Origin of the sequence: Microbacterium sp. HSID17254 (assembly GCF_003989315.1) — a bacterium.
GTDB lineage: Bacteria > Actinomycetota > Actinomycetes > Actinomycetales > Microbacteriaceae > Microbacterium.
Genome location: NZ_RBLT01000001.1, coordinates 15,068 through 37,576, shown reverse-complemented (window position 1 = coordinate 37,576; position 22,509 = coordinate 15,068). Strand labels below are relative to the sequence as shown.

Genomic DNA, 22,509 nt, shown 5'->3' with positions numbered 1-22,509 from the left:
TGCGACCCCTTGACCCCCAGGCGTCCAAACGGCTTCGGCCTGCCCGGATTCCGCGTGATTCCGGGCGTCAGATCATGCAGAACACGTCACGGGATGCATGGATTGCATGATTCTGGTCCCCTTCTGGTCCCCCTCGTAGGCAAGCTCAGTTCGCGGCCAGAGCCGCGAGAGGCGCTACGGCGGCGTGGAACCTGTTGCCCACGAGCAGCACGACGATCTTGTGTCTGGCTCTGGAGAAGACCACGTAGAGGAGCCGACTTGTTGTGGGGAACGGTTCTGATTCGTAGCCCATGAAGTCTCCCTCCCGCAACACCACGACGGTTGCGTCGGCCTCGCGTCCCTTCGTCTGGTAGAGGTTCATTAGTTGAACCTCTCGCGGGCTCAGCGCCGAGTCCGTGAGCGCCGCGTAACTCGCCTCACGAGCTTCCGCACAGATCGCTGCAACCATCTGACGGTCATCGCGGGCGCTGCTCGTGCGTGCCGCTCGCGCGTACATCACCGAGAGCAGGGTTGCTGCTTGCTGCCAGGCGCCCGACTTCTGCGGTAGTCCGAGCGCGTCGTGTGCCGTCGCCGCTACCTCGATTACCTCCCGAATGGACCCCGCCTCGGAGAGACGCTCTCGAAGAGCGCTCAGGCGAGCTTGCAGGGTCGTGGGGCCTGAACCGTTCATCACCTGGTACGCGATGGGGGGCGCCTTCTGCCCACGTTGCGCGCTCGTCAGGAACACGGCTATCGCTTCGAGAACAATTCCCCAGGTGCCATCGCCGGTGTGGAATCGCGCCATCGCAGTCTGGGCGTCGAGGGCGGCGGCGAGCGCGTCACTGAGACCGGCAACTTCATGTTCGATCCCGTCGGCTTCAAGTGCATCCGAGAGAGCCGCGAGCATGTCGTTATGGTGCGTGAATACTGCCACGCCCATATCTTTCGCGGCTAACTCGCTAACGACCCGTGCGACGTGACTGGTCTCGTCGGAGAGTGGTATTCCGTCTTGGATGACCAGTCTTTCGTCCTGGATGGCGGCCGCGATGGCCTCTGAGTCGAACAGGCGTCCCCTGATGGCGTTGGCGACGGCCGGGATGATCCCGGAGGGGTCTCGGAAGGAGGTTTCTGGCAGCAGGATGGTGTTCTCTGTCCCAGCGGCCGAGCAGGCTTCATCGATGCGCTCCACTCTGACGCCGTCTTCGGCGAGGAACGTGTAGATGCACTGGTTCGGGTCGCCGAGCAGTATCAGCCTGCTGTCGCGGGCAATCAGCTGAAGGAGGTCTTGCTGCGCATCGCCGGTGTCCTGAAATTCGTCGACGATAACGAGGCCCCATCGGGTGCGAAGGTGTTCTGCGACAGCAGGTGCGGCCTGAGCGATTTCGAGTGTGAGCGGGATGAGCCTGCTGTATCCGATCTCGTGCTGGGCCAGCCCGAGCTTCTCGCGAGCGGGGCTGACGAGGACGGCGTCGCCGTGTCCGACCAGATTCCCGAATCTCCGGACCACGGAGAACGCGAGCGAGTGGAACGTCATGATGTCCACCTGGGAGCCTCGGCGGCCGAGAATCTCATTTGCGCGGGAGGCTATGCGCGCCACCGAGGAACGAGAGAACGAGAGGAACAGGACCCGATCGTGGGGTTCGCTTTCTGCTACTCGTTCAAGATGGGCGTGAGCTGCGGCGAGCGCGCTGGTCGTCTTTCCGACACCCGCTCCGCCGAGCACGACAGTGAGTTCGGCCTGCGTCGCTACGACTCGCTGCTGCTCCGGGTTCTGCGGGGCGAATGTCATGGTAGATCAGGGATGTCGATGCGTCCGAGCGTATCGCCGCAGACTGCTTCGATCGCGGACCGCGCGATCGGCGGCTGTCGTGTCAGTGCGTGAGCCCAGGCTGCCCCTAGCCCCTGTTTCTTGATCACTTTCGTCGCGATGAGGTGGTCCGCGATGTCGTCGTCGCCGAGATCGGGTGGCAGGGCGGGCATGCCGAAGTCTTCCAGGGTCTCGACCGTCTCTCGGAGCTGATCTCCGGGTACGCCGCGGATGAGTGCGGCCTCCACGGCGGTGCGAGTGGGAAGCACGACGAGTTGTTCGATCATTCCTGCAAGGACTCCGACTGCTGGATCTTCGTGTCCTGGCTTGTCATTGTCGACGATCGCTCGGACGTGGAATCCGAGTTCAAGGGCGATCTCGGCAATGGCTGGGAGCCGGGTAACTCCTCCGTCTGACCCTGGCGGGGCGACCAGGCGGATGCCGTTAGCGGGGAGGCTGTGGTGCGGTTCGTTCGTCTTCCGGAAGAGCCGCGACGCGAGCGCGCCGTACCCCTCGACATCGAGCGGCCCCTCCAGGAGGACAACGGTTCTCGCGCTCAGCGCTGCGAGAAGCTGCTCCAGGATGAGCCTCCGGTTGACTCGGCCCGTCTTGTCCGTGACTGCAGAGAGCTGGTGCTGTCGTCTCTCGCCGTGGCTGACCGTGAGCCGAACCAGCTCACCGGGATCGAATGCTCGTACTACCTCAGGACGGCGCGTTGTGAGGATCGCTTGCCCTGCCGTTACGTGGATGAGCCGCGCCATGTGTTCAGATGACGATGCGTCAAGGCGATCTCCGAAGTCATCGCCGATGATGACGACGCCTGATTGTGCATCTCGCGCGGCTGCGATGGCTTCAGCGGCCGAGAGCACACTCTCGAGAGTCGACCCCTGGGAACGGACGGGAAGGGCCCCGGCCGCACCCATCGAGATCGCTGGTTGAAGCGCTCTGAGGAGGGCAGCCATAGAACCGTCATCCGCCAGAAAACTGATGTCGGCGGAGTCATCGATACCGAAGAGAGTCTGCGGTCCGGAATCAATGACCTTATCCAGAACGCTAGTGACCACCTCCGTCTCAGAGAACGACCCGGTTGCAGCATGGACGGCCGAATCCAGATCGGTGAGGGCGCTGTCCAGGCCACCAGGATCGGCATCAGCAAGGAGTGCTCTCAGGACTCCCTCTGCCCGCAGCTGGAGAGCCGGCGCACTGTCAACGAACTGGACAGGCAGAGACTCACGCTCGATCCGGCTCGCCTTCTTGAACACACCGGCAGCGGGATCACTTCGCGCCGGGTAATCGACCCAGTGCTCGCCGGTGTCCGTATCGAGGTCATATCGTGCGCGATAGCACAGACGTACGCCCAGAACCGCGTCGCCCGCGTTGCTTGGCGTGGCGATCTCCCCGGTTGCCCGGTCGAACGTTTCCAGATTCTCGCTGAGAAGAGTTTCGAGGTCCTCCCCGAGGTCGAGGAGAGTCACCTCTACCTCCGTCAAGGACTCTTCATCGCCGTCAGCAGGTCGGTAGACGTCGAGAGGATTCACGCGGGACCGAGTACTGCGGGCGTCGAGAACCCGGCGCAGGGCCTCGACGATGTCAGTGCGGCCCGCCTGCGGCTCACCTGCAAGCACCATGTTCTCTGGCACCACGAGCGCTGCATGGCGATAACCCCGGAAACGTCCGATACGGATGCGCGCGACCCTCATTGGCTACTCCTTGCATGCCCCCCAATGCAAGCTGAGCGCTCGGCTCGCAACGGGACGATGAGCGTGAATCAACGGACCTTCTCCCGCTCGGAACCGGCGGCTCCCATGCCTATCGTCCCACGGACTGTGGTCAGTACCAGGCGGCGACGCACCATGGCCGTCCCGTGAAGACACGCGACGACAGGTTCCGTACAAGCGTCCGAAGTGGCAGCTCGGCCTCGTTTCCGTCTGGTTCCGCAGTTCACGCGACCACGCGGCGTCGCCGGCAGGCTGCATGGTTTGCATGACCGTGGTCCCGTGCCTGGGCGCCTGCCCGCGTCGAGAACTGTCACGGCGTCACGGGCGCCTATGGCAACCAGTTCGTGCGTTCGCGCGTCAGAGGAGCTTCGGTTGATGCGCCTCGACGTGTCTCAGCCCGATCGCGAAACAGCGCGGCTACAGTTGGGACTGAACGACAGCTCTCGTCCGTTCGGCACCGAGGGCGTAGATCGCCGGACGGATCATCGAGACGAGGCTGGACATGGCTTACGAGCAGCTACCCATCGTGGAGGTCGAGCTGAGCCGGCTCCTGCTCGACCTGGAGAACTACCGCATCCCGACTCGTCGCGACGATGAAGCCGGAGCCTTGAAGTATCTGTTCGCTTCCGAGGACGTCCTCGGCGCGGCGCGGCTGATCCTTCGCGACGGCTACTTCGACAACGAGGTGCCGATCGTGATCGCGGCGGAGTCACGGGACGAGCCGCCTTCGTACATCGTCCTGGAAGGCAACCGGCGCGTCAGCGCACTCAAGGCTCTCTACGACCCGACGATCGTGCCTGGTCACGAAGCCGAGGTTCGCTCACTGCTCAAGCGGTACGCAGTCGAGGCAGAAAACCTCCCCGAGCGAATCCGCGTGATCGTGGCGCCTGATCGCGCGACCGCCGCCCCGCACGTTGCCCGACTGCACACTGGCATCTCCAAGAAGCGGTGGAGCCGCGACCAACAAGCAACCTTCTACTACTCACTCGTGGACGACCAGACGACTGTGGAGGACGTCAAGGCGCAGTACCCCGATGTCGAGGTCGCAAGGTTCATGAAGATGGCTGTGATGCGACGCTTCCTTGCCGCTGCGCCATTCTCCGATCACACCCTCCGGCAGTACGCCGCCAGCGACGACTTGGCGATGTCGGCCTTTGAGTACGCGTACCGAAGTAAGGACATCGCGGCTGCGATCGGGGTGGAGTTCGATAGAGACGGCATGTTGCTTCCTCGGTCCTCAACTCCCGAAAAGATCGCGTCGAAACTTCCAAAGAAGAAGCTCGGTGCATTGGAGTATCTAGTCGGGGAGTTTCGCGCTGGAAGGCTCAACACCCGCTCTCCGGAGCTCAAGAAGCGTGATGACGCCTACCAGCCGTTCGTGGACCGTCTCAACGGTGTACCCACTACAGCAACGCCGACACCATCACCCGCCGCGCCCGCACCACCGACTCCGCCTGGACCGTCGCAAGGTGTCAGCCACGGAATGCCTCCAAGCGGTCCCGGTAGCGCGACCGGCGGGGCAACGCCACCCCAGCCTGAGCCTCCGAGCGGAGCAGGAAGCCGTGGACCGAACCATCCAGACACAAAGGACACGCTCGATCTGTCTGGCCTCGACTACGAGAACGCACCACTGAACCTCAAACTGCGCTACTTCGAGCTACGACGGATCAACCTGGGAAACTTGCCTATCGCGTCCGCGATCCTATTGCGCTCTGTTCTCGAAGCCACCATCAAGGTCCATTTCGAGGGCTCTGCAACGCCCGCGACAGGCGAGTTGAGTGCGGTTTTCAAAGTGGTCGCGCAAACCTATGGCTCGGAGAAGACTCTCAAATCGACCATCGGCGCCATACAGTCGGGAAACGCCCACAAACATGGCTCTATCCAGTGGTTCAATCTCATCGCGCACAGCGCAGATGCGTCAGTGACCGCAGAGGACGTTCGGCAGGCGTGGAAGGTGGTCAATCCGCTGCTCAGGCGCTTGTTGCGTCCGCCATTACAGTCTGCCCCTGCAACGCCTTGACCACACCGGCGACCGCGGGCGATGCAACGAGTAGTTCTTCGGCCTGCCCCGGATACCGCGCGGAGTAGGTCAGTTCCAAGCGGCATTGGAAGTGCTCGCGATACAGCTTCTCAATCAGTGGAGCCGTGTCATACGTCATGAGCCAGTGCGCCTTCTCCACCGTATTGACGATCGCCGCGAGGGCTGCGTGATCGCGCCCGTCGAACGCGTTGAGGTAGAGCTGAGACCCCGCCTGAACATAGGGCGGATCGATGTACATAAATGCTCGATCGTCCTGAGCGTAACGCTGGATCACTGTCCTGCCGTCAAGGTCTGAGACCGTGATCTGATCGGCCAAGCCTCCGATCGCAGTCAATCGTTCGATGAGCGTTTCGCGATTGAAGCGGGCGTCAATCTTGTATCTCCCTTCCTGCCGCTGACCGCCGATAACTCCGGCATTCAGAATCCCTGAACGATTGGTCCTGTTCAGAAAGAAGAAGGCGAACCCGAGGCGGAGTGAATCTCGCTCATCGCGCGATCTGTATATCTCTCGCTGCTTCTGCCATTCAGCGATCGTAAGTGGGACGGACGCAACCATTTCAACGAAGCTGGCATTGTCTCCGACCGCAGATTTCCAGAAGGCGTACACCGCAGGGTCAATGTCGTTGACAACCAGTTCTTCGACAATGCCCTCACGGAGCAACGCAATCCCAGCTCCCACGCCACCGGCATATGGCTCGATATAACGTGCACGCTCGACCCTGAGAGCATCGATGATGTCGCCAAAGAAGCCAGCGAGCGCCGCCTTTCCTCCCGGATAGCGGAGCGGCGAGAGCGTTCCGTACCGACGTGACGCGACAACCCGCAGCGTGTCACTCATCAGGACTCCTTCCCCGCTCGATGCGCGGCGACTCGACAGCGAGCCGAGCAGAAGCGCGCATCACCTCGCCCGAGGAACGCCTGATCGCAGCGCTCGCAGTTACGCCACGCCTTACGGCGACGTAGCCGCTCATGACGCAGCGCTCGATCAACGTCAGTGAGGCCCGCGTCGCTCAGGCTCGTGAAGTCCTGCATGTAACGGATACTACTCGTAAGGACATCACAGAGCCATCGACACGCCGAATCGATGCGGTACACCGTGAAGGGACGCGCCAACCGAATGCGACTGTGTCGTGGTCAGTGCCCTATGGCGCGGTGGGCTCGCCTGCGCGTCACCGCGAGGACGGCACCGGTTGCCGTTCGCGACGCTCCCCCGCACGGACACTTATGAGCTGGATCAGACTGACGGGGCCGATCCAAAGGAACTTGAAGGCGTTCCAGACGAACACCAGGACCAGCAGGTAGAGCCAACCGGGACCCCCGTCGTTGATGATCGTGGTGCAGATCGCCGCGGCGTAGAAGTAGACCCCGGCGAGCAGCATCGCGGGGACGCCCCACTTCAGGCCGCGCCGTGTGCGGATCGCGTTGAGCAGCAGGTTCGTGGGTGCGTAGCGGAGTACGCCATAGCCTCGTGCGCTGAGCGCCACGGACGTCCGGAGCATTGCAGGCCTCTTTCCTCGTCATAGCGCGACGGTGTTCCGTCGTGGAGGCGGCTATGAACCGAGTGCCCGCGAAGGGCCGTCCCGAAGGACCCGCATAGTTTGCTGAACCTGCCTCGCTACCGAGTTTACGACTGTCCTATGGCAGAGGGAACCCCATCGGCAGGCGGGCGTGTACCTCGTCGGTGACCTTGGAGCGAGAGGACACCGATCATGGCCACGTTGGCGGAGCAGGTGCAGGGTGAGCGGATGGCGCGGGTCGCGTTGTCGATGATCGCCGAGCCGAACGACCCGATCACGGGGTACGTCCTGGCCCGTCACGGCGGGGTCGAGGCGCTGCGGCTGATCGAGTCCGACGACGAAGTGCCCGGCCTGGCACGCGCCGACACACTGATGTGGCGCGAACGACTGACGGCGCGGGTCACACCCGGCCTGCTGGATCAGATGGCTCAGGCGGAGCGGCATGGATTCGGCACGCTCATCCCCGCCGACAAGGAATGGCCCGCCGGCCTGAACGACCTGAGCGATCGTGCGCCGTACCTGCTGTGGACTCGCGGTGCGGTCTCGTTCTTGATGACGGCGCTGAGCGATCGGGCCACGATCACGGGCGCTCGCGCTGCGACCGCCTATGGAGAGCAGGTCGCGGGCGAGCTGGCGGCGGGTCTTGCCGATGAGGAACGGGTCGTCGTCTCCGGTGGCGCCTATGGGATCGAAGGGGCCGCGCACAAGAGCGTGCTTGCCGCGAGCGGTCAGACGATCGCCGTTCTGGCCGGCGGGTTGGACCGCCCCTACCCGGCCGGGCACAGCGAGCTGCTGAATCGCATTGGGGATGTCGGCTTGCTGGTGAGCGAGCTGCCGCCGGGAGCCGCACCGACCAGACACAGGTTCCTGGCCCGCAACCGCCTGCTGGCGGCGCTCTCGGGTGCGACCGTGATCCCCGAGGCCGGTCCTCGGTCCGGGTCGATGACCACTGTCATCGCCGCACGCGAACTCAGCCGGGGCGTCGGTGCGGTGCCCGGCCCGGTGACCAGCGTCGCGAGCGCGGGGCCGAACGAACTCATCAAGCAAGGCTTCGCCTCGCTCGTCACCCAGCCCAGCGACGTGATCGACCTACTCGACGCCGACAGAACCCCGGACCGGACTGTGACGCGGCCCGAGGTCGGACGCGAGTTCGGGCACCGGCACCCGTCGCCGGGCACGCCGGGGCGCTCTCTCTGACGGCCGCCCTCGCTGGACGGGTTCACAAGCTCGGTGCGGGGCGTGATGTGGTCGCTGGCCGCACCGCATCAGCCGTCGTGCCTTCGTGAGCGATCGCCTGGGCGCGGTTGAGGGCGGCGCGGGCGCGGATGGCGTCGATCTTCTGGCTGGTGCTCTCCGGCGTCGGGCCGAGCGGGGTCCGGTCGTCGGTGATGCCGTAGCGGTCGCGGTAGGCGGCGACGGTGCGAGCGGCACGCCACCACGCCGCCTTCTGCTTGTGGCCCCTCGGAGCCGCGCCGAGGTCGGCCGTCCACGGCTCCTCATCGGTGAGGTAGCCGCGGAGCACGGCGTCGGCGCGGCCTTCGATCAGCTCGCGGCGCTCGTCCAGGGCTCGCCGCATGTCGTCTGCCATCTGCCCGCCGGCGTGCGGGATCAGTCCGACGATCAGCCTCGGGGCCTTGCGGGTGCGGCCTGATACGGCGGGCCGGGCGGTGGCGCGTGCCACGCGGGCGTGCAGGAGGGAGGCGATGTCATCGGCATCGTCCAGACTCCGCGCGGCGACCAGCCGCGGGAGCAGCGCGTCGAGGTCGTGGTGGTTGGCCTCGGCGTGACGCAGCTCGGCCGACAGCGCGCCGTAGGCGTCGGAGCCGAGCACGTCTTCGATCTGCTCGGCGGTGATCCCGGACGCGGCGAGCAAGGTCGCCCAGCGGTCGTGCTGGGCGGCTTGCGCGATCGTGTCGTACTCGGCCGCGAGCTGCGCGATCGAGCCCCAGCGGTCCTGCTCGGCAGCGACCGTCTCGTGCGCAGACAGCTCGGCGCCGATGTGCTGCAACACGCCGTAGAGGATCGAGCGAGCGGTGACGTTCGGGTTGTCTCCGGGATGCGGCACCGCGTGTTCTGCGTCCTCTCGGTCGACGGTGACATAGGCGTGGTTGCTGTGGGCGCCGCGGGTCATGGAGACGTAGAAGTTCTCCCGCGTCGTGGTGGCGGTGACGACCGCGTGCGCGGTGTCGGTGGTGACGCCCTGGGCGCGGTGCGCGGTGATCGCGTAGCCGAGGTCCAGGTGCTCGGCCACATAGTCGGCCGGCAGGACGATCCCGCCGCCGAACCTGCGCCCGGCCGGGCGGATGCTGACCGACCCGTCCTCGCGAACTCCGGTGACGGTCCAGCGGGAGCCGTTGCGGACCCAGGTTCGGCCGTTGCGGAGCCGCCGGTCGTTCTCGCGGGTGATGACCAGATCGCCCTCGGAGACCGCGGTGCCGTCGCGCAGCGGCAGTTCGCGGGTCGGGTTTACGGTGCCGTCGATGATCCGATCCGCCCGCGCTCTGGCGTTCAGCTCGGTGACGGTCGCGTGGGTCTCGGTCACCAGGATCGACGCCCGCCCGGCGGCAAGATCGGCCCGCCATTCTGTGTAGGCGGCGTCGATCATCGCTTCCTCGTCGCCGCCGGTGATCCGGCCGTGCTCGATCAGGGCGTCGATCGCCTCGGCACGGCCGTGGCGTAGCTGGAGCGAGGTGGTCTTCTCCCATTCGTTGGTGAAGCGGTGCAGATCGGTCAGCTCGGGGGCGTCATCGCGGGCGTGCACGAGCATGGCGAAACTGCCGCCGGCGCCGGGTGATTGGAGCTGGCCCCAGTCGCCGACCAGGAGGACTTTCGCGCCGGCCTTCTCGGCTTCGTGGGTGAGCCGATCCAACGACATCGTGCCGGCCAGGCTCGCCTCGTCGATGATGACGAGCTGCCCGGCCGTGAACGTAGTCCCGTACATGAGGTGGTTCTGCCACCACTTCGCCGTGTTCTCCGTGGCGATGCCGAGGTCATCGGCGAGGACCTGCGCGGCGACCGCCGAGGGGGCGAGCCCGATCACCGACCCTGTGCCGTGCTCCTTCTCCCACGCCCTGCGGAGCCCGTTCATCGCCGTCGTCTTCCCGGCCCCAGCCGGGCCGACCAGCACGTCCACGACCCGACCGGAGACCGCGATCGCGGCAAGGGCCGCGGCCTGATCCTCGCCGAGCACCCGGCCGCGTGCGTCGGGCTTGCGGGCGATCCTCTCAACCGTCTCCAACGGCACCACCGGCCCGGCCGTTGTGGCGGCACGCGCCAGGAGTCGGTCTTCGGCGGCCAGCAGGACTTCGGATGAGAACAGGGTCGAGGCGTGCGGCCGGAACCGAGAGGTGCCGTCCACGCGGCGGAACTGCAACGGGCTGGACGCCAGCTCCGGCGGCGTCAGCCGCAGCGAAGCGTGCTCGGCGGCATCGACCACGAGCCCGGTGATCGCCTCCCGGTCCTGGATGCTGGCGAACCGCCACCCCATCAACTGCCGGGATGCTTCGGCATGCAGGTTCCAGCGGGTCCAGGTCGAACGCTTCTCGCCCACCGTCTCCATCACGGTCTGCCCGACCTCGCGCACCACATCCAGCGGCACGTCGTCGGCGCGCAGCACCCGCCGCGGTGCGTCTGCGGTGGATGCGGTGAACGTGCGCGCCCAGCCGTTCGCGTCCCGGCGCAGCACCCGGCCGGCGCGCTGCCGCCACTCGGCGGTGAGGTCGGCCAGCGACCGGACCTGCTTCTCCGGCCTCGTGGCGAGCGTCGCCTGCGCCCGAAGTTTCAGCACCGTTCGCGCGGAGGGCTGCCTGCCGTGCTTGGCGACGTACCCGGCGATGAGGCGGTCTTTCTCGGCCTCGATGTGTCGGGACCGGGTGGAGAACTCGGTCACCAGCTCGTCGGGCACGCCCTCGATTTCCCATGCCGGGTTCCGGTCCCTGCCCCGTTCGCGTGCTTCCCATTCGACGCCGAGGACGCGGGTGAGCTGGTCGGCCAGCGCGGCGTTGTAGAGCTCGGAGACTGCGACGACCACGGAGTGCATCGGCCGGCCGGCGAGGGTCCGCCAGCGGCCGTCCTGCACGGTCAGGACCTTGTTGCTGACGACGACGTGGGTGTGCAACTGCGGGTCGCCCGCACGGCTGTCGTAGTGATCGAATGCCGCGGCCACGACACCGGCGACGTCGACGTGCGCAACCGCGCCGTCCGGCCCGGTTGCACCGACGCGGGTTGCGGCAACCTCGCGTTCGAGGAACGCAACCAGCTCTGCAACCGCCGCATGATGGGCGTCCGCGATCAGGGCTTGGGTGCCGGCGTCCGCGACCGCCCAGATCGTGGAGACTGACTTGGGCACGCTGAATGTGAAGTCGTAACCGGCTACTGCGCGGCGGGTGCCGCGCTCGGCTTCCTCCGCCTCGATCGCGGCCACTTCCTGCGCTCGAGTCGCCGGCCCCAACTCGGGGTCGAGGGCGTCGACGCGCTGCTTGATCCGCTCGGTGATCGACGCGAACTGCTGGTAGGCGCGGCCCAGCGGCTCGCCCGTGATCGGGTCATGGCCCATCCCGACCAACAGCGCGAGCTGAGCTTCAGAGACCTGCCCTCCCTCGACCAGGTCGCCGTGCCCGAGACGACCCAGCCCCGAGCCCATCCAGAAGCCCGGCGGCGTGCCCGCCTCCGCGTAGTAGCGGGTCAGCGGCGTGCTCAGGCTCCGGTCGCCGTCGCCCGCGGCGATGGACTTCAACAGGTACTTGTATCCATCGCCCGCGCTCATCACGCGCATCGAAACCGTCACCTCGGCTGCTCCTTCCGGCCGCGCTCGGAGAGCAGGTGAGCCCGCGAGACCGGTCGCATCAGATGCGACAAAGCCCGAAACGGCCTCGTCTGAAAGACGTGTGATGGCTCGGTGGGCCGGCGAACGAGAGCTGGCGGCGCCGCCTGAGTCACGGATTCCGAAGTACGCGGGGGTGGTGCGCCGCGCGCGGGTCACGGCATCGGCGACGAGGCAAGCGGTGGCGGTTCGAGTGGTCGCGCACCTGGTCGCTGACCAGCCCGGTGGTGACCTCATGCGTGAAGTCCGACCGGGATCACCCGTCAACCGGAGCCCTCATGCACGACCCTCACGACCGGACTCGCCCACTCAGGGTCGGATCACTGTTCTCCGGGTACGGCGGTCTCGACCTCGCCGTCGAACACGCCTTGGATGGCGAGACGATCTGGTTCTCCGAGAACAACGAACACGTCTCCCGCATCTTCGCCCACCACTGACCCGACGCCCCCAACCTGGGCGACATCACCACCATCGACTGGCGCACCGTCGAGCCGGTCGATGTTCTCTGTGGAGGCTTCCCCTGCCAGGATGTCTCGACCGTGGGCAAGCGCGCCGGCCTCGCGCCCGGCACCCGCTCCGGGCTCTGGTCGTACATGGCCGCCGCGATCGACGCGCTGCAACCCCAGCTCGTCGTCATCGAGAACGTGCGCGGCGTGCTGTCCTCACCCGCCGTCCGCGCACCCCTAGAAGAAGACGACGATGCGCAAAGCAATCCCGACCACGCAACCCCCGGCGATGCAGCCCTTCGCGAAGTGGAACCCGACCCGTGGGGTCTGGGAGACCTCGCAGCTCGACCTCTCCGGGCAGTCGGCGCCGTACTCGGCGATCTGGCCGGCCTGCGGTATGACACGCAATGGATCGGCCTACCAGCGTCCCTTGTCGGCGCTCCTCATCCCAGGCTTCGCGTCTTCGTCCTCGCCCGCAGCCGGGGCACTGTTCAGGACGCCGCTCGCCACGGACTCGACTGGTGGCGGCGAGTCACTGGAACAGGTGAGGGCGAGGCGGGGGACGATCGCGCTCTCGCATCAGATCATCGACCTCGCGCTAAACGGGCCGGCTGGCTTGCAGAGCAAGAGCAGCGAACCCGAGATGCTGTGGTTCCTGATCGAGGACATCTTCGCCGCTGGGGACGCTACGCCCGCGCCATCGCCCGATGGGAGCATGTGACAGGACGAATCGCGCCAGCGCTGCTAGACAGGACTAGTGGACCGCGGCCGTCGCCCGAGTTCGTGGAGTGGTTGATGGGTCTCCCCAGTGGTTGGATCACTGATCCGATCCATCAACTCACGGCTAATCAGCAGATCGCTGCGCTCGGCAACGGCGTTCTTCCGCTACAAGCGCTCTCGGCGATGCGCGTCGGCGCACTCGTGCAGGCCGATGCTGCTTCGTTGGCTGGAGTCCAGCACCCGATGGTGTCGCGAGGATGCACGGTCTCGCAGGAGGAGGAAGGCGAGGACGAGAAAGCCGGCGAGAGTGCCTGAGACGATCAGCGTGTTGATCGACTGCGCCAACATGACGGCGGCGGTGAGCCCGTCCCGGAGCTCAAGGTCGGCGATCATGAGTCCGGGTTCGTCCGCGGCTAGTGCGGCCAGCGTGGCGCCGTTCGGGGCGAGTACCTGGCTGGTGCCGGTGGTGGAGAGGTTGACGACGCTGCGGCCGGTCTCGATGGCGCGCATGCGCGCGAACGCAAGCTGTTGCAGGTTTTCATCGGTGTCGCGAAAGTCGGCGTTGTTCGTCTGGAACATGAGCACCTGGGCACCGCTGTGCGCGCCTTCGTGAATGACGTCATCGAAGGCCACGTCGAAGCAGATCGCCAGTCCCACCTCTACGCCGTCGACCTCGATGGCGGGTGTGTCGACGCCGGCGGCGTACTCGCGTTCTAGGAGGTCTACCAGGCTGGGCACGAGCGCGCCGTAGAACCACCGGTCGGGCACGTACTCGCCGAAGGGGACGGGATGGCGTTTGGCGTGCGCGGCCGTCGGCCCGTTCGAGGTCCAGAGGAAGGAAGTGTTGTAGACGAGGTGGCCGTCTGCCGCGGCGGCGTTGAGCAGGATCGGGGCGTCGTATCGGGCGGCTGCATCGTCGAGCGCGTGAGCGGTGGCCTCGTCGGCGAGGGGATCACTGTCGACGCCGCCCTCGGGCCAGAGCACGATGTCGACCTGTTCGTCTTCGAGAGGGGCGGAAGCGGCGAGCTGAGATTCCAGGACCGCGCCCGGTTCGTGCTCATCGACGTACGCGGCGGGGCCGTTGCCCTGCACAGCGCCCACCCGGATGGTGCCCGCGTGACTGGTCGGGAACTGCGGCACCAGGACCATCACCGCTGCGAGACCGAGCACGGGGATCGACGCCGCCCACGAGGCGAGAGGTGTTCTCGGGTGCTCGGTGGCGTTACCGCGTGCCGGTTGCGCGCGCACGATCCAACGGACTGCTTCGATCGCGGCGGCGCACACGGCGACCATCAGGAAGCCCAGGCCGGAGACGCCGACCCATGACGCGACCGGAGCGATCGGGCTTTCCGATTGGCTCATCGCCACCCGTCCCCACGGGAATCCGCCGTAGGGCCAGGAGCCCATGATGAGTTCGCGGATCGTCCAGGCTCCCGCTACCAGCAGCGGCAGCGCCAGCAGCCGCATCGCGAAGGCGTTGCGCCGGCGCGGCAGCCATCGGTAGGCGAGGGCGATCGGCACCGTCAGCACAGCCGTGTAGATCGTCAGCGCGCCAGCCAGGGCCACCCACGGGACCCAGCTCAGCGGATGCTCCCCGAGAAACTGCGCCGACCAGGACACGTGAGGAAACCAGAACGCTGCGCCGAAGACTGTCCCGACCAGCAGCGCCCCCCAGGACCGTCGCCCGATGAGAGTGACCAGGGACAACGTCACCGAGACGAACGCCAGCGGCCACCACCCGAGTGCGGGGAACGCCGCATCCATCGCGAGCCCGGCCACGCCGGCGACTGGCATCGCGGCCCATAGCGGCAAGGGCGCAGTCTCGGACGCCCGCGTCCGCGTGTCGGCCGATGTCTCGACTCTGAGCCCGGAAATGATGCGCTCCCTGTTCTAGCGAGGGTCGGACGCCTGCATTTGCGCGCGCACGTGGTCCATGTCGAGGTCGCGGATTTTGCCGATCAGGTCGTGGAGCGCTTTGGCCGGGAGCGCTCCGGGCTGGGAGTAGACCAGGACGCCGTCTTTGAAGCCCATCAGCGTGGGGATGGAGGTGATCTGTGCGGCGGCGGCCAGGGATGCCTGGGCCTCGGTGTCGACCTTGGCGAACAGGATGTCGGGATGCTCGGTGGACGCGGCCTCGAAGACGGGGGCGAAGCTGCGGCATGGTCCGCACCAGGCGGCCCAGAAGTCGACCAGCACGATGGGATGGTCGGTGATGGCGGCTGAGAATGCGTCTTCGGTGAGGTCGATGGTTGTCATGAGGGTGGGGCTCCGGAGTCTGGTCGGCGACGGTGTGTTGTGAGGTGAAGTGGTTCAGCCCGGGGTCGGCCGGGCTAGGCCGAAGGGACAGTTGAGAGCGGTCAGCCGGCAGACGAGGACGAGGACCACCGTGATGAGTCCGAGGCCTCCGGCGGCGATCGCCCAGGCCGGCGGCAGCTCGATCACGAGCACGAGCGTTCCGGTGAGCAGGACGAAGACGCCGAAGACCTTCTGGAGGGCGTCGGCTGGTATGCGTCCTGACAGGCGCGCACCGAGGAGCGCTCCGAGCACGGCCATCGCAGTGACCGCGGCCACCAGGGGCCAGTCGAGGGTCACCGTGGTCAGGTAGCCGGCGAGTCCGGCGAAGGACTTCATCGCGATCACCAGCAGTGAGGTGCCCACGGCCACCGGCATGCTGAGGCCGCCCAGCAGCACGAGGGCGGGGACGACGAGGAAGCCGCCGCCGGCGCCGACGATCCCGGTGATGAGGCCGACGACGATGCCTTCGAGCATGGTCCGCAGCATCGGCAGCGAGTGGGCGCGCTCGGTCCCGGCATCGGCCGTGGGTTGGTCGGTGTCGCGCCTGGGCTTTCTGGTGACCATCGCGATCGCGGTGGCGATCATCATGATCGCGAAGGCCACCATCAGCACGGCACCGGGGAGCTGGCCTCCGATGAGTCCTCCGGCGAAGGCGCCCACCATGCCAGCGGCTCCGAAGATGAGCCCGGTGCGCCATCGGACTCGACGGTGCCGGGCGTGCACGACGAGGCTGGACAACGAGGTCACGCCGACGATCAGCAGCGAGGCCGCGATGGCCTCTTTCGGGGGCATGCCCGCGATGTAGGTGAGCAGCGGGACGGTCAGGATCGACCCGCCACCGCCGAGCGTCCCTAGCGCGAGCCCGACACCCACGGCGAGCACGAGGGTGAGGATCAGGGTGCCGCTCACTCGTGCTCACCGGGCATCGTGGTTGGTGCTGCGGGTCGTGACGCCGACCGTGCCGATGCCGGTCCTAGATGCGGGGTCGTTGCAGTTGAACGCCGTCGGAACGTCGGAGCACGCCAGGGCATCACAGTTCCTGGGTCGCGACCGGGATGGATGCGATCGCGCTCCGTGCGGTGGGGCTGGCCGTGACCTTGTTCCAGGGCATGCGGGAGAGGATGCGGCCCATCAGGCAGGAGCCGGTGAGCGCCGCGACGACGAGCCCGGCGCTGAGCGCGAACGCGATGAACCGGGACTCCGGCCAGAGGAACTCGGCCACGAGCAGGCTCACCAGGACGATCAGCCCGGCCGTGAACCGCACCCTGGCGCTCGATGTCCCAGCGAGCTGCGCTGCGGACCACCTGGCCGCCAGCGGCCTCGAAGGCGGGCACGCCGCCGGTGAGCACGTTGGCCGTCCGCACGCCGGCGGCAGCGAGATGCTGCTGGGCCTGGGTGGCGCGGTTGCCGGACTGGCACACGAGTACCGCGCGGTGCCCGAGCCGCTCTGCCAGATCCGAGGCGTGTTCGGTCAGCAGCGGCAGCGGGACGTTGTACGAGCCGTGAATGTGGAGGGTCTCGAACTCGGCCGGGGACCGCACGTCGATGATCATGAGGTCGTCGTGGAGCTGACGCCACTGGGCGAGCTCCTCGGCGGTGAGCGTTCGGAGCTCGGCGGAGGGATCGGTCATGGGGTGGTTCCTCGTCAGGTCTGGCCGCGGGCAGCGGAGATGCGAATGGAAGGGGCTGGGGCCGACCGCCCGTCGGAGGATGCGATCGTTCTGCTGTGCGTCAGGCCAGCGCGGTCTCGCTGGTGGTCTCCTGCCATGCGCGCCAGGCGTTATAGCTGCCGTCGAGCTCGACGACGGCGTGCCCGGCGCGTCGTAGGGCACTCGCGGCGACGGTGTTCCGCATCCCGGACTGGCAATAGGTCACGATCGTGCCGGAGCGCGGCAGCTCGTCTTGGTGCCAGAGGACGCGTGCGGCGCTGAGCTGTGTGGCGCCGGGGATGTGCCCGGCGGCGTACTCGCCGCGCTGGCGCACGTCCAGCAGCAGCGCGGCATCGAAACCTGCCAGCTCTGCCGGCTCGATGAGGGGCGGGACGAACCGGGGAAGCCCGTCGATGGTGGTGACGTAGCCGGCGGTCTGGTCGATGCCGACCCGCAGCAGCCGATCCGCGATCGCCTGGGCGGCGGTCTGGTCCTCGGCCAGCAGCACCAGCGGACGCGAGTCGGCCTCGGGATCGTAGGCCCAGGCGGCATAGGTGGCGGTCTTGGAGCCGTCGGGGATGTTGAGCGAGCCGGCAACGGTGCCCTGATGGGCCTGCGCCGGCGGGCGGGTGTCGACGAAGGTGATCTCGTCGGCCTCCAGCCGCCGCGCCACCTCCGCTACGGCCAGCTCGGGCACCGGGCCGCGCTCGCCCAGCACGGCGGGACCCTCGCGGTTCTGCTTCTTCATCCTCGCGAAGTAGGCGTGCGCGTCGGGCTGCCCGTCGAGCAGCTCCTCGATGAACCCCTGCTCGTCGTCGGCAGCCAGGTGGCGCGACCACCAGGCGTTCGCGCGTTCGTAGCCGACCGTGGTCGAGGGCAGCGCGCCGAGCGCCTTGCCGCACGCACTGCCGGAGCCGTGCCCCGGGTGGACCTGGACGTGATCCGGCAAGGTCAGGAACACCTCACGCAAGCTGGTGAACAGTTGCCGCGCGCCCTCGAAGCGGGTGTCGACCCCGCCCGCGGCCTCGTCCAGCAGGTCGGGGCGGCCCAGGTCCCCGGCGAACACGAAGTCGCCGGAGATGAGGTAGCCGGGCTCGCTGGCGAAGGCGCCGTCGGTGACCAGGAACACCAGGTGCTCAGGAGTGTGACCAGGCGTGTGCCGGGCCTGGATCGTGATGTTGCCGATCGTGATCGTGTCGCGGTCGTACAGACGCCGGGCGTCGAACCCGTACTGCCAGTCCGCGCCGCCCTCGCCGGAGACGTAGACCTCGGCGCCGACCGCCGCAGCCAGCTCGCGGGTCCCGGACAGGTAGTCAGCGTGGATGTGGGTCTCGGTCACTGCGACGATCCGCATGCCGTGCTTGGCCGCGAGCGCCAGGTAGTCCGCGATGTCGCGGCGCGCGTCGATCACCACCGCCTCGCCCTTGGCCTGGCAGCCGATGAAGTACCCGGCCTGCGCCAGGTCCTCGTCGTAGATGCGTTCGAGAAGCACTGTTCATCCTTCCGTCGATGCCATCGATACCCTGGGGGGTATTGTTACCGTCTCATACCCCCTGGGGTATTTCAAGTCGAGTGTGCGACCCGAGCGCCCACGATCGACATGCCCGCGTGGCTGGCCGTCGGAGAGGACTCGTTCAGAGGGGACTCAGCGATCGTCGCCACCAGGTGCCGTCGTTCCTGGAGGAGGAGTGCAGCGCCGTTGATGGTGATGTGGGTGGGCACGATGATCGGTCCTTGGCCGTCGGGTTCGTAGGCTTGGGCGACATCACCGGTGAGGACGTTGTGGACCCGGATCGCCCCGTCCTCTCGCAGATAGAGGAAGACGCCGCCGATCGCCGCGATGGTGGTCTCGGCAGCAACAGGCAGGGACCACAGTGGTCGGTCGTCGGCGTCATAGCCGTGCAGGCCGGTGTCGTCCAGGGTGACGAGGGTCCCCGTGGTGGGGTCTACGGCGGCGTCGCGGGCGGTGCTGCTCACGATGCTGCCCTGATCCAGGTCGAGGAGCGCGCCGGTGGTCTCGGAGGTGGCGACGAGCGCGAGCCCGTCTCCCGGTGCAGGGCGCAGGGACGCGCTGATGGACGCCGCCGTCCAGCCGTGCTCGGCGAGGGGGACGCGCCAGAGCTCCTGATCGTCGGCCGTGTCGCGCGCGATCAGAGCGTCCTCGTGGGTGAGCAGCACGATGCCGTGGTACTCGCCGATGATGCGGATACCTTCGGGGCTCGACTCGTCGGCCGCGACGTCTCCGGTGGTGGGGTCGAGCGCGACGCGTGGGCCGGTCTCGCCCATGAAGCCTTCGGGAGGTGCGGCGAAGACCAGCCCGGGGCCTTGGTAGGGGCCGGGCACCTCGACCGGACCCCAGACCCGTTCCCCGGTCGTCAGGTCGTAGGCGGTGGCAGTCGTCGCGGCCAGGGCGTCGGCCGTGGTCTGGAGGTCGCCCAGGATCGCGAGGGCTCGGCCGTGCGCGTCGGTGGTCACGACGAACCCGGTGCAGCTCGCTGGACGTTGCGCGGCCCACAGCACGTCCCCGTGGACGTCCACGGCGGTGAACTCCAGCACACCGTCGCGTTCACCGGCGGCCAGATACACCCCGTCCGCGTACTGCGGAGTGATGTCCCACCCGGGGTCCACGACTTCCAGCTCCTCGAACGGCGTCGGCAGCCGCATGCCCGAGGTGTCCACCACGGGTAGCGACCCATCGACCGAGTAGGGGTCTCTTACGGGCTCGGGCTCGGATGCCCCGCAGCCGGTCACCAGCAGCGCGGCCACGGCGGCGAGGGCAAGGCTGGAGCGTCGCCGGCGCGGCGTCATGACTGTTCCGCGCGGTGCTCGCCCGCCTGGGCGTCAGCGCGAGCGTGGGTACGGCGGCGTCTGGCCCAGAGCACGAGCACGATCCCGGCGATGAGGACGACGGCGAGGATGTCCAGGATCGGGTTCGCCAGGATCGCGGTGTTCTCCTGGAGCCAGGCCTGGGCGTCGAGCGGAACCAGTTCGGGAGCCCCGACCAGGCCGTTGGTGGTCCAGAACAGCACCCCGACGCCCACGATCAGCAGCCCGGTGACCACCGAGGTGGTGTGCAGCTCCCGGCCCAGCACGGTGAACGATCGCCCGCGCAGGAACCGGCGTCCACGGGCGCCCAGGCGCTGCCAGAGCGCGGCGATCAGCAGCAGCGGCAGCACCATGCCCGCGCCGTACACGGCGAGCATGACGCCGGCGGCGAGGGTGTCGCCGCGGGCGGCGGCCAGGGTGAGCACGGCGCCCAGGATCGGGCCAGCGCAGAATCCCGCGATGCCGCTGGCAGCGCCCAGCAGCACCGTCTTGACGAGTCCGGTCTTGGACGCCGCTTGCGCGTGCAGGTCTGCCCCGGCCGGTAGCAGCCGGGCAGGGTCGAACCCGAACCCGAGCGCCTGCGCCGCGCCGAGGACGACCAGGACCAGCGAGGCGACGAGCACGATCGCCTGCCGGTGAGTCACGAACAGCGTCCCCAGGGCGCCGGCTCCGACCCCCACGGGGACCAGGACGGTCAGCAGGCCGACGTAGAACACGGCTCCGTGCAGCAGCAGCCGGGGCCCGCTGCCGATCGTGGAGGCGAAGAACGCCGGCATCAGCAGCGCCGCGCACGGGCTCAGCAGCGCGAGCGTGCCGCCGGCGAACGCGGCGAGCAGTCCGATGTCCACGCCGCCTCACTCCGCCGCGTCGAGCGCGCTCTGGAACGCTTCCTGGAACACCTCGGTGGGCTGCGCCCCGACGATCGGCTGTCCGCCCAGGATGAAGATCGGGGTGGAGGTGGCGCCGAGGTCGAACCCGAACTGCTGGTTGGCGGCGATCACCTGCGCCGTCTCCTCCGAGCCCAGGTCGGCGGCGAACTGCTCGGTGTCCAAACCGAGTTCGCCCGCCAAGGCGACGAGGGCTTCCTCGCTCAGCTCGCTCTCGGACCTGCGCTCCCCGTCCTCGAACAGGGCGTCGTGGTACTCCCAGAGCGCCCCCTGGAGGGCGGCGGCGTACGAGGCCCGCGCTGCGCGCTCGGACGCGGGACCGAACACGTTGATGTCGCGCCACTCGATCCGCAGATCCCCGGCGTCGACGTGCTCCATCATCGACGGCAGTGTCTGCTCGCTCCACCGCGCGCAGAACGGGCACTGATAGTCCGAGAACACCACCAGCACCACCGGCGCATCCACGGGCCCGGCCGCGAGCAGGTCCGCCTCGTCCCTGGTCTCGGCCGCAGACAGGTCCGGTTGCTCGGGGTTCTGCACCTCCGTCGGCGCGCCGCTATCCGACGGCGAGCCCCCCTCCTCGGCCGTCGTGCCACTCCAGTTCACCGCCACGATCACGGCGATCAGGACAGCAGCCAGGGTCAACACGGCGACCGGCACGACCCATGACGACCTCGAACGGTTCGACGGTTTCGGGCGGTTCGTGGTCTCGGTGGGCATAGGGATTCTCCTGTCACTGTCGCGGGCACCGACCTCTACTATCTCAGATAGTCGACTATGCGTGGTAGTCGAGTCGTGTCAGAATGGGTTCCATGACCTCTCCCACGACTCGATCCCGCCAGGGCATCGGCGAAAGCTTCCGGTTGGCGGTCCAGGCGCTTCGAGGGTGGACGGGCAGGCAGGTGCTGGCCGCGATCGCTGCCTCGGCGGTTGTCGCGGTGGTGATCGGGGTGGCGACGGTGCTGATCCCCAACCCGCTGTTCGGTCGAGACATCCCGCCGGTGTGGTGGAACTATCCGGTGTGGCTGGTCACCTCGGTGCTGTCGGGCATGCTGGTCGCTACGTATATCCGCCCGTACCGCGCCGCCGCGGACGAGCAGCAGGCGAATGCGGTCAGCGAGGACGGCGCCGCCACCGACGCGGCCGATGAGGCGCAGGCTCGGCGCAGCAGCCGGATGGGAATGGCCGGCGGCATCCTGGCGTGGTTCGCGGTGGGGTGCCCGGTGTGCAACAAGCTGGCGCTGCTGGCGCTGGGGTACTCGGGAGCGATCACCTGGTTCACCCCCGTGCAGCCGTTCCTCGCGCTCGGCGCGCTGATCCTGACCGGCGTCGCACTGGTGTGGCGACTACGCGGGCAGGTCGCTTGCCCGGTCCGCCCCGAGCCGGTGGCGGCTGTGCGATGAAGGCCGCCGATGGGCGCTCCGGCGACCTGCTGCGCCTGGGTGCGTTGGAAGCGCAGGTGATGGACGTGCTGTGGGACCACGGCCCGGCTACCGTGCGCGAAGTGATCGAGCACCTGCCCTCCGACCCCGCCTACACCACCATCGCGACCGTGCTCACCAACCTGGATCGCAAGCGCCTGGTGACCATCACGAGGCAGAACCGGTCCACCCGGTACGGCGCCAAGATCACCAGGCACGAGCACGCCGCGGGGCTGATGGAGCAGGTGCTGGAGGCTAGCCGCGACCGGGCCGCCTCGATCCTGCAGTTCGTGGACTCGATGCCCGAGAACGACCTGGACCTGCTGCGCGACTACCTGGAACGCCGCGACCGGGGAGACATGCCATGACCGCGGGCATCCT

At 67.6% G+C, this 22,509-nt stretch carries 18 protein-coding genes and 2 pseudogenes; 6 read left to right on the top strand and 14 right to left on the bottom strand.

Annotated features, from left to right (window positions below; all coding sequences use genetic code 11):
* Positions 1 to 145: 145 nt before the first annotated feature.
* Positions 146 to 1,768 (bottom strand): UvrD-helicase domain-containing protein, encoded by a 1,623-nt coding sequence (locus tag D8M34_RS00185; RefSeq protein ID WP_036542739.1) that lies wholly within the window; start codon positions 1,766 to 1,768, stop codon positions 146 to 148.
* Entirely contained in the window at positions 1,765 to 3,486 is a 1,722-nt protein-coding gene (locus tag D8M34_RS00180; RefSeq protein ID WP_051619731.1) for a hypothetical protein, read from the bottom strand. Before D8M34_RS00180 ends, D8M34_RS00185 begins: the two co-directional genes overlap by 4 nt.
* Before the next feature lie 520 nt (positions 3,487 to 4,006).
* Between D8M34_RS00180 and D8M34_RS00175 the strand changes: the two genes are divergently transcribed.
* On the top strand, positions 4,007 to 5,524 hold the full coding sequence (locus tag D8M34_RS00175) for a hypothetical protein (protein ID WP_026529634.1): 1,518 nt from the start codon (positions 4,007 to 4,009) through the stop codon (positions 5,522 to 5,524).
* Here the strand turns inward: D8M34_RS00175 and D8M34_RS00170 are convergent.
* Positions 5,475 to 6,383 carry a DNA adenine methylase gene (locus D8M34_RS00170; RefSeq protein WP_102209892.1) on the bottom strand — a complete coding sequence of 303 codons (909 nt, stop codon included), beginning with the start codon at positions 6,381 to 6,383 and terminating at the stop codon, positions 5,475 to 5,477. The two genes, D8M34_RS00175 and D8M34_RS00170, sit on opposite strands and share 50 nt — an antisense overlap.
* Before the next feature lie 331 nt (positions 6,384 to 6,714).
* Positions 6,715 to 7,044 (bottom strand): hypothetical protein, encoded by a 330-nt coding sequence (locus D8M34_RS00165; protein ID WP_026529636.1) that lies wholly within the window; start codon positions 7,042 to 7,044, stop codon positions 6,715 to 6,717.
* A gap of 210 nt (positions 7,045 to 7,254) precedes the next feature.
* Between D8M34_RS00165 and dprA the strand changes: the two genes are divergently transcribed.
* Positions 7,255 to 8,259: a DNA-processing protein DprA gene (gene dprA / locus D8M34_RS00160; RefSeq protein WP_126892899.1), complete on the top strand. Its 1,005-nt coding sequence runs from the start codon at positions 7,255 to 7,257 to the stop codon at positions 8,257 to 8,259.
* A gap of 22 nt (positions 8,260 to 8,281) precedes the next feature.
* On the opposite strand, the gene mobF is transcribed toward dprA, so the two are convergent.
* Positions 8,282 to 11,836 (bottom strand): MobF family relaxase, encoded by a 3,555-nt coding sequence (gene mobF / locus D8M34_RS00155; protein WP_246322522.1) that lies wholly within the window; start codon positions 11,834 to 11,836, stop codon positions 8,282 to 8,284.
* A 500-nt stretch (positions 11,837 to 12,336) separates the two neighbouring features.
* Between mobF and D8M34_RS19475 the strand changes: the two are divergent.
* Positions 12,337 to 12,489, top strand: a pseudogene (locus D8M34_RS19475) (DNA cytosine methyltransferase); the annotation flags it as partial.
* 94 nt (positions 12,490 to 12,583) lie between these two features.
* Positions 12,584 to 13,051, top strand: a complete 468-nt coding sequence (locus tag D8M34_RS19325) for a hypothetical protein (RefSeq protein WP_174235354.1) — start codon at positions 12,584 to 12,586, stop codon at positions 13,049 to 13,051.
* Between the two features lie 164 nt (positions 13,052 to 13,215).
* On the opposite strand, the gene lnt is transcribed toward D8M34_RS19325, so the two are convergent.
* The 9 genes and pseudogenes from lnt to D8M34_RS00110 form a co-directional block, all read right to left on the bottom strand.
* The gene (gene lnt, locus D8M34_RS00145; RefSeq protein WP_174235356.1) at positions 13,216 to 14,844 is read right to left on the bottom strand and encodes an apolipoprotein N-acyltransferase; all 1,629 of its coding nucleotides are present in this window, start codon (positions 14,842 to 14,844) and stop codon (positions 13,216 to 13,218) included.
* Positions 14,845 to 14,940: 96 nt separating this feature from the next.
* Positions 14,941 to 15,306: a thioredoxin gene (trxA, locus tag D8M34_RS00140; protein WP_036542724.1), complete on the bottom strand. Its 366-nt coding sequence runs from the start codon at positions 15,304 to 15,306 to the stop codon at positions 14,941 to 14,943.
* Positions 15,307 to 15,360: 54 nt separating this feature from the next.
* Complete coding sequence (locus D8M34_RS00135) at positions 15,361 to 16,254, bottom strand: sulfite exporter TauE/SafE family protein (protein ID WP_036542721.1); 894 nt, start codon at positions 16,252 to 16,254, stop codon at positions 15,361 to 15,363.
* A gap of 121 nt (positions 16,255 to 16,375) precedes the next feature.
* A complete protein-coding gene (locus tag D8M34_RS19805; protein ID WP_218871006.1) occupies positions 16,376 to 16,609 on the bottom strand; it encodes a YgaP-like transmembrane domain in 234 nt (77 codons plus the stop codon).
* A 112-nt stretch (positions 16,610 to 16,721) separates the two neighbouring features.
* Positions 16,722 to 16,898: pseudogene (locus D8M34_RS19800) on the bottom strand (rhodanese-like domain-containing protein); the annotation flags it as partial.
* Between the two features lie 178 nt (positions 16,899 to 17,076).
* Complete coding sequence (locus D8M34_RS00125; RefSeq protein WP_036542718.1) at positions 17,077 to 18,486, bottom strand: MBL fold metallo-hydrolase; 1,410 nt, start codon at positions 18,484 to 18,486, stop codon at positions 17,077 to 17,079.
* Positions 18,487 to 18,557: 71 nt separating this feature from the next.
* Positions 18,558 to 19,802: a hypothetical protein gene (locus D8M34_RS00120; protein WP_126892897.1), complete on the bottom strand. Its 1,245-nt coding sequence runs from the start codon at positions 19,800 to 19,802 to the stop codon at positions 18,558 to 18,560.
* Complete coding sequence (locus D8M34_RS00115) at positions 19,799 to 20,668, bottom strand: cytochrome c biogenesis CcdA family protein (RefSeq protein ID WP_102209895.1); 870 nt, start codon at positions 20,666 to 20,668, stop codon at positions 19,799 to 19,801. The genes D8M34_RS00120 and D8M34_RS00115 overlap by 4 nt, the downstream gene beginning before the upstream one ends.
* Positions 20,669 to 20,674: 6 nt before the next feature.
* Positions 20,675 to 21,427, bottom strand: a complete 753-nt coding sequence (locus D8M34_RS00110) for a DsbA family protein (protein WP_102209896.1) — start codon at positions 21,425 to 21,427, stop codon at positions 20,675 to 20,677.
* Positions 21,428 to 21,519: 92 nt separating this feature from the next.
* On the opposite strand from D8M34_RS00110, the gene D8M34_RS00105 reads away from it, so the two are divergent.
* Together D8M34_RS00105 and D8M34_RS00100 are read left to right on the top strand one after the other, a co-directional pair.
* Complete coding sequence (locus D8M34_RS00105) at positions 21,520 to 22,110, top strand: hypothetical protein (RefSeq protein ID WP_051016936.1); 591 nt, start codon at positions 21,520 to 21,522, stop codon at positions 22,108 to 22,110.
* Complete coding sequence (locus D8M34_RS00100; protein ID WP_036542093.1) at positions 22,107 to 22,496, top strand: BlaI/MecI/CopY family transcriptional regulator; 390 nt, start codon at positions 22,107 to 22,109, stop codon at positions 22,494 to 22,496. Before D8M34_RS00105 ends, D8M34_RS00100 begins: the two co-directional genes overlap by 4 nt.
* Positions 22,497 to 22,509 lie beyond the last annotated feature (13 nt).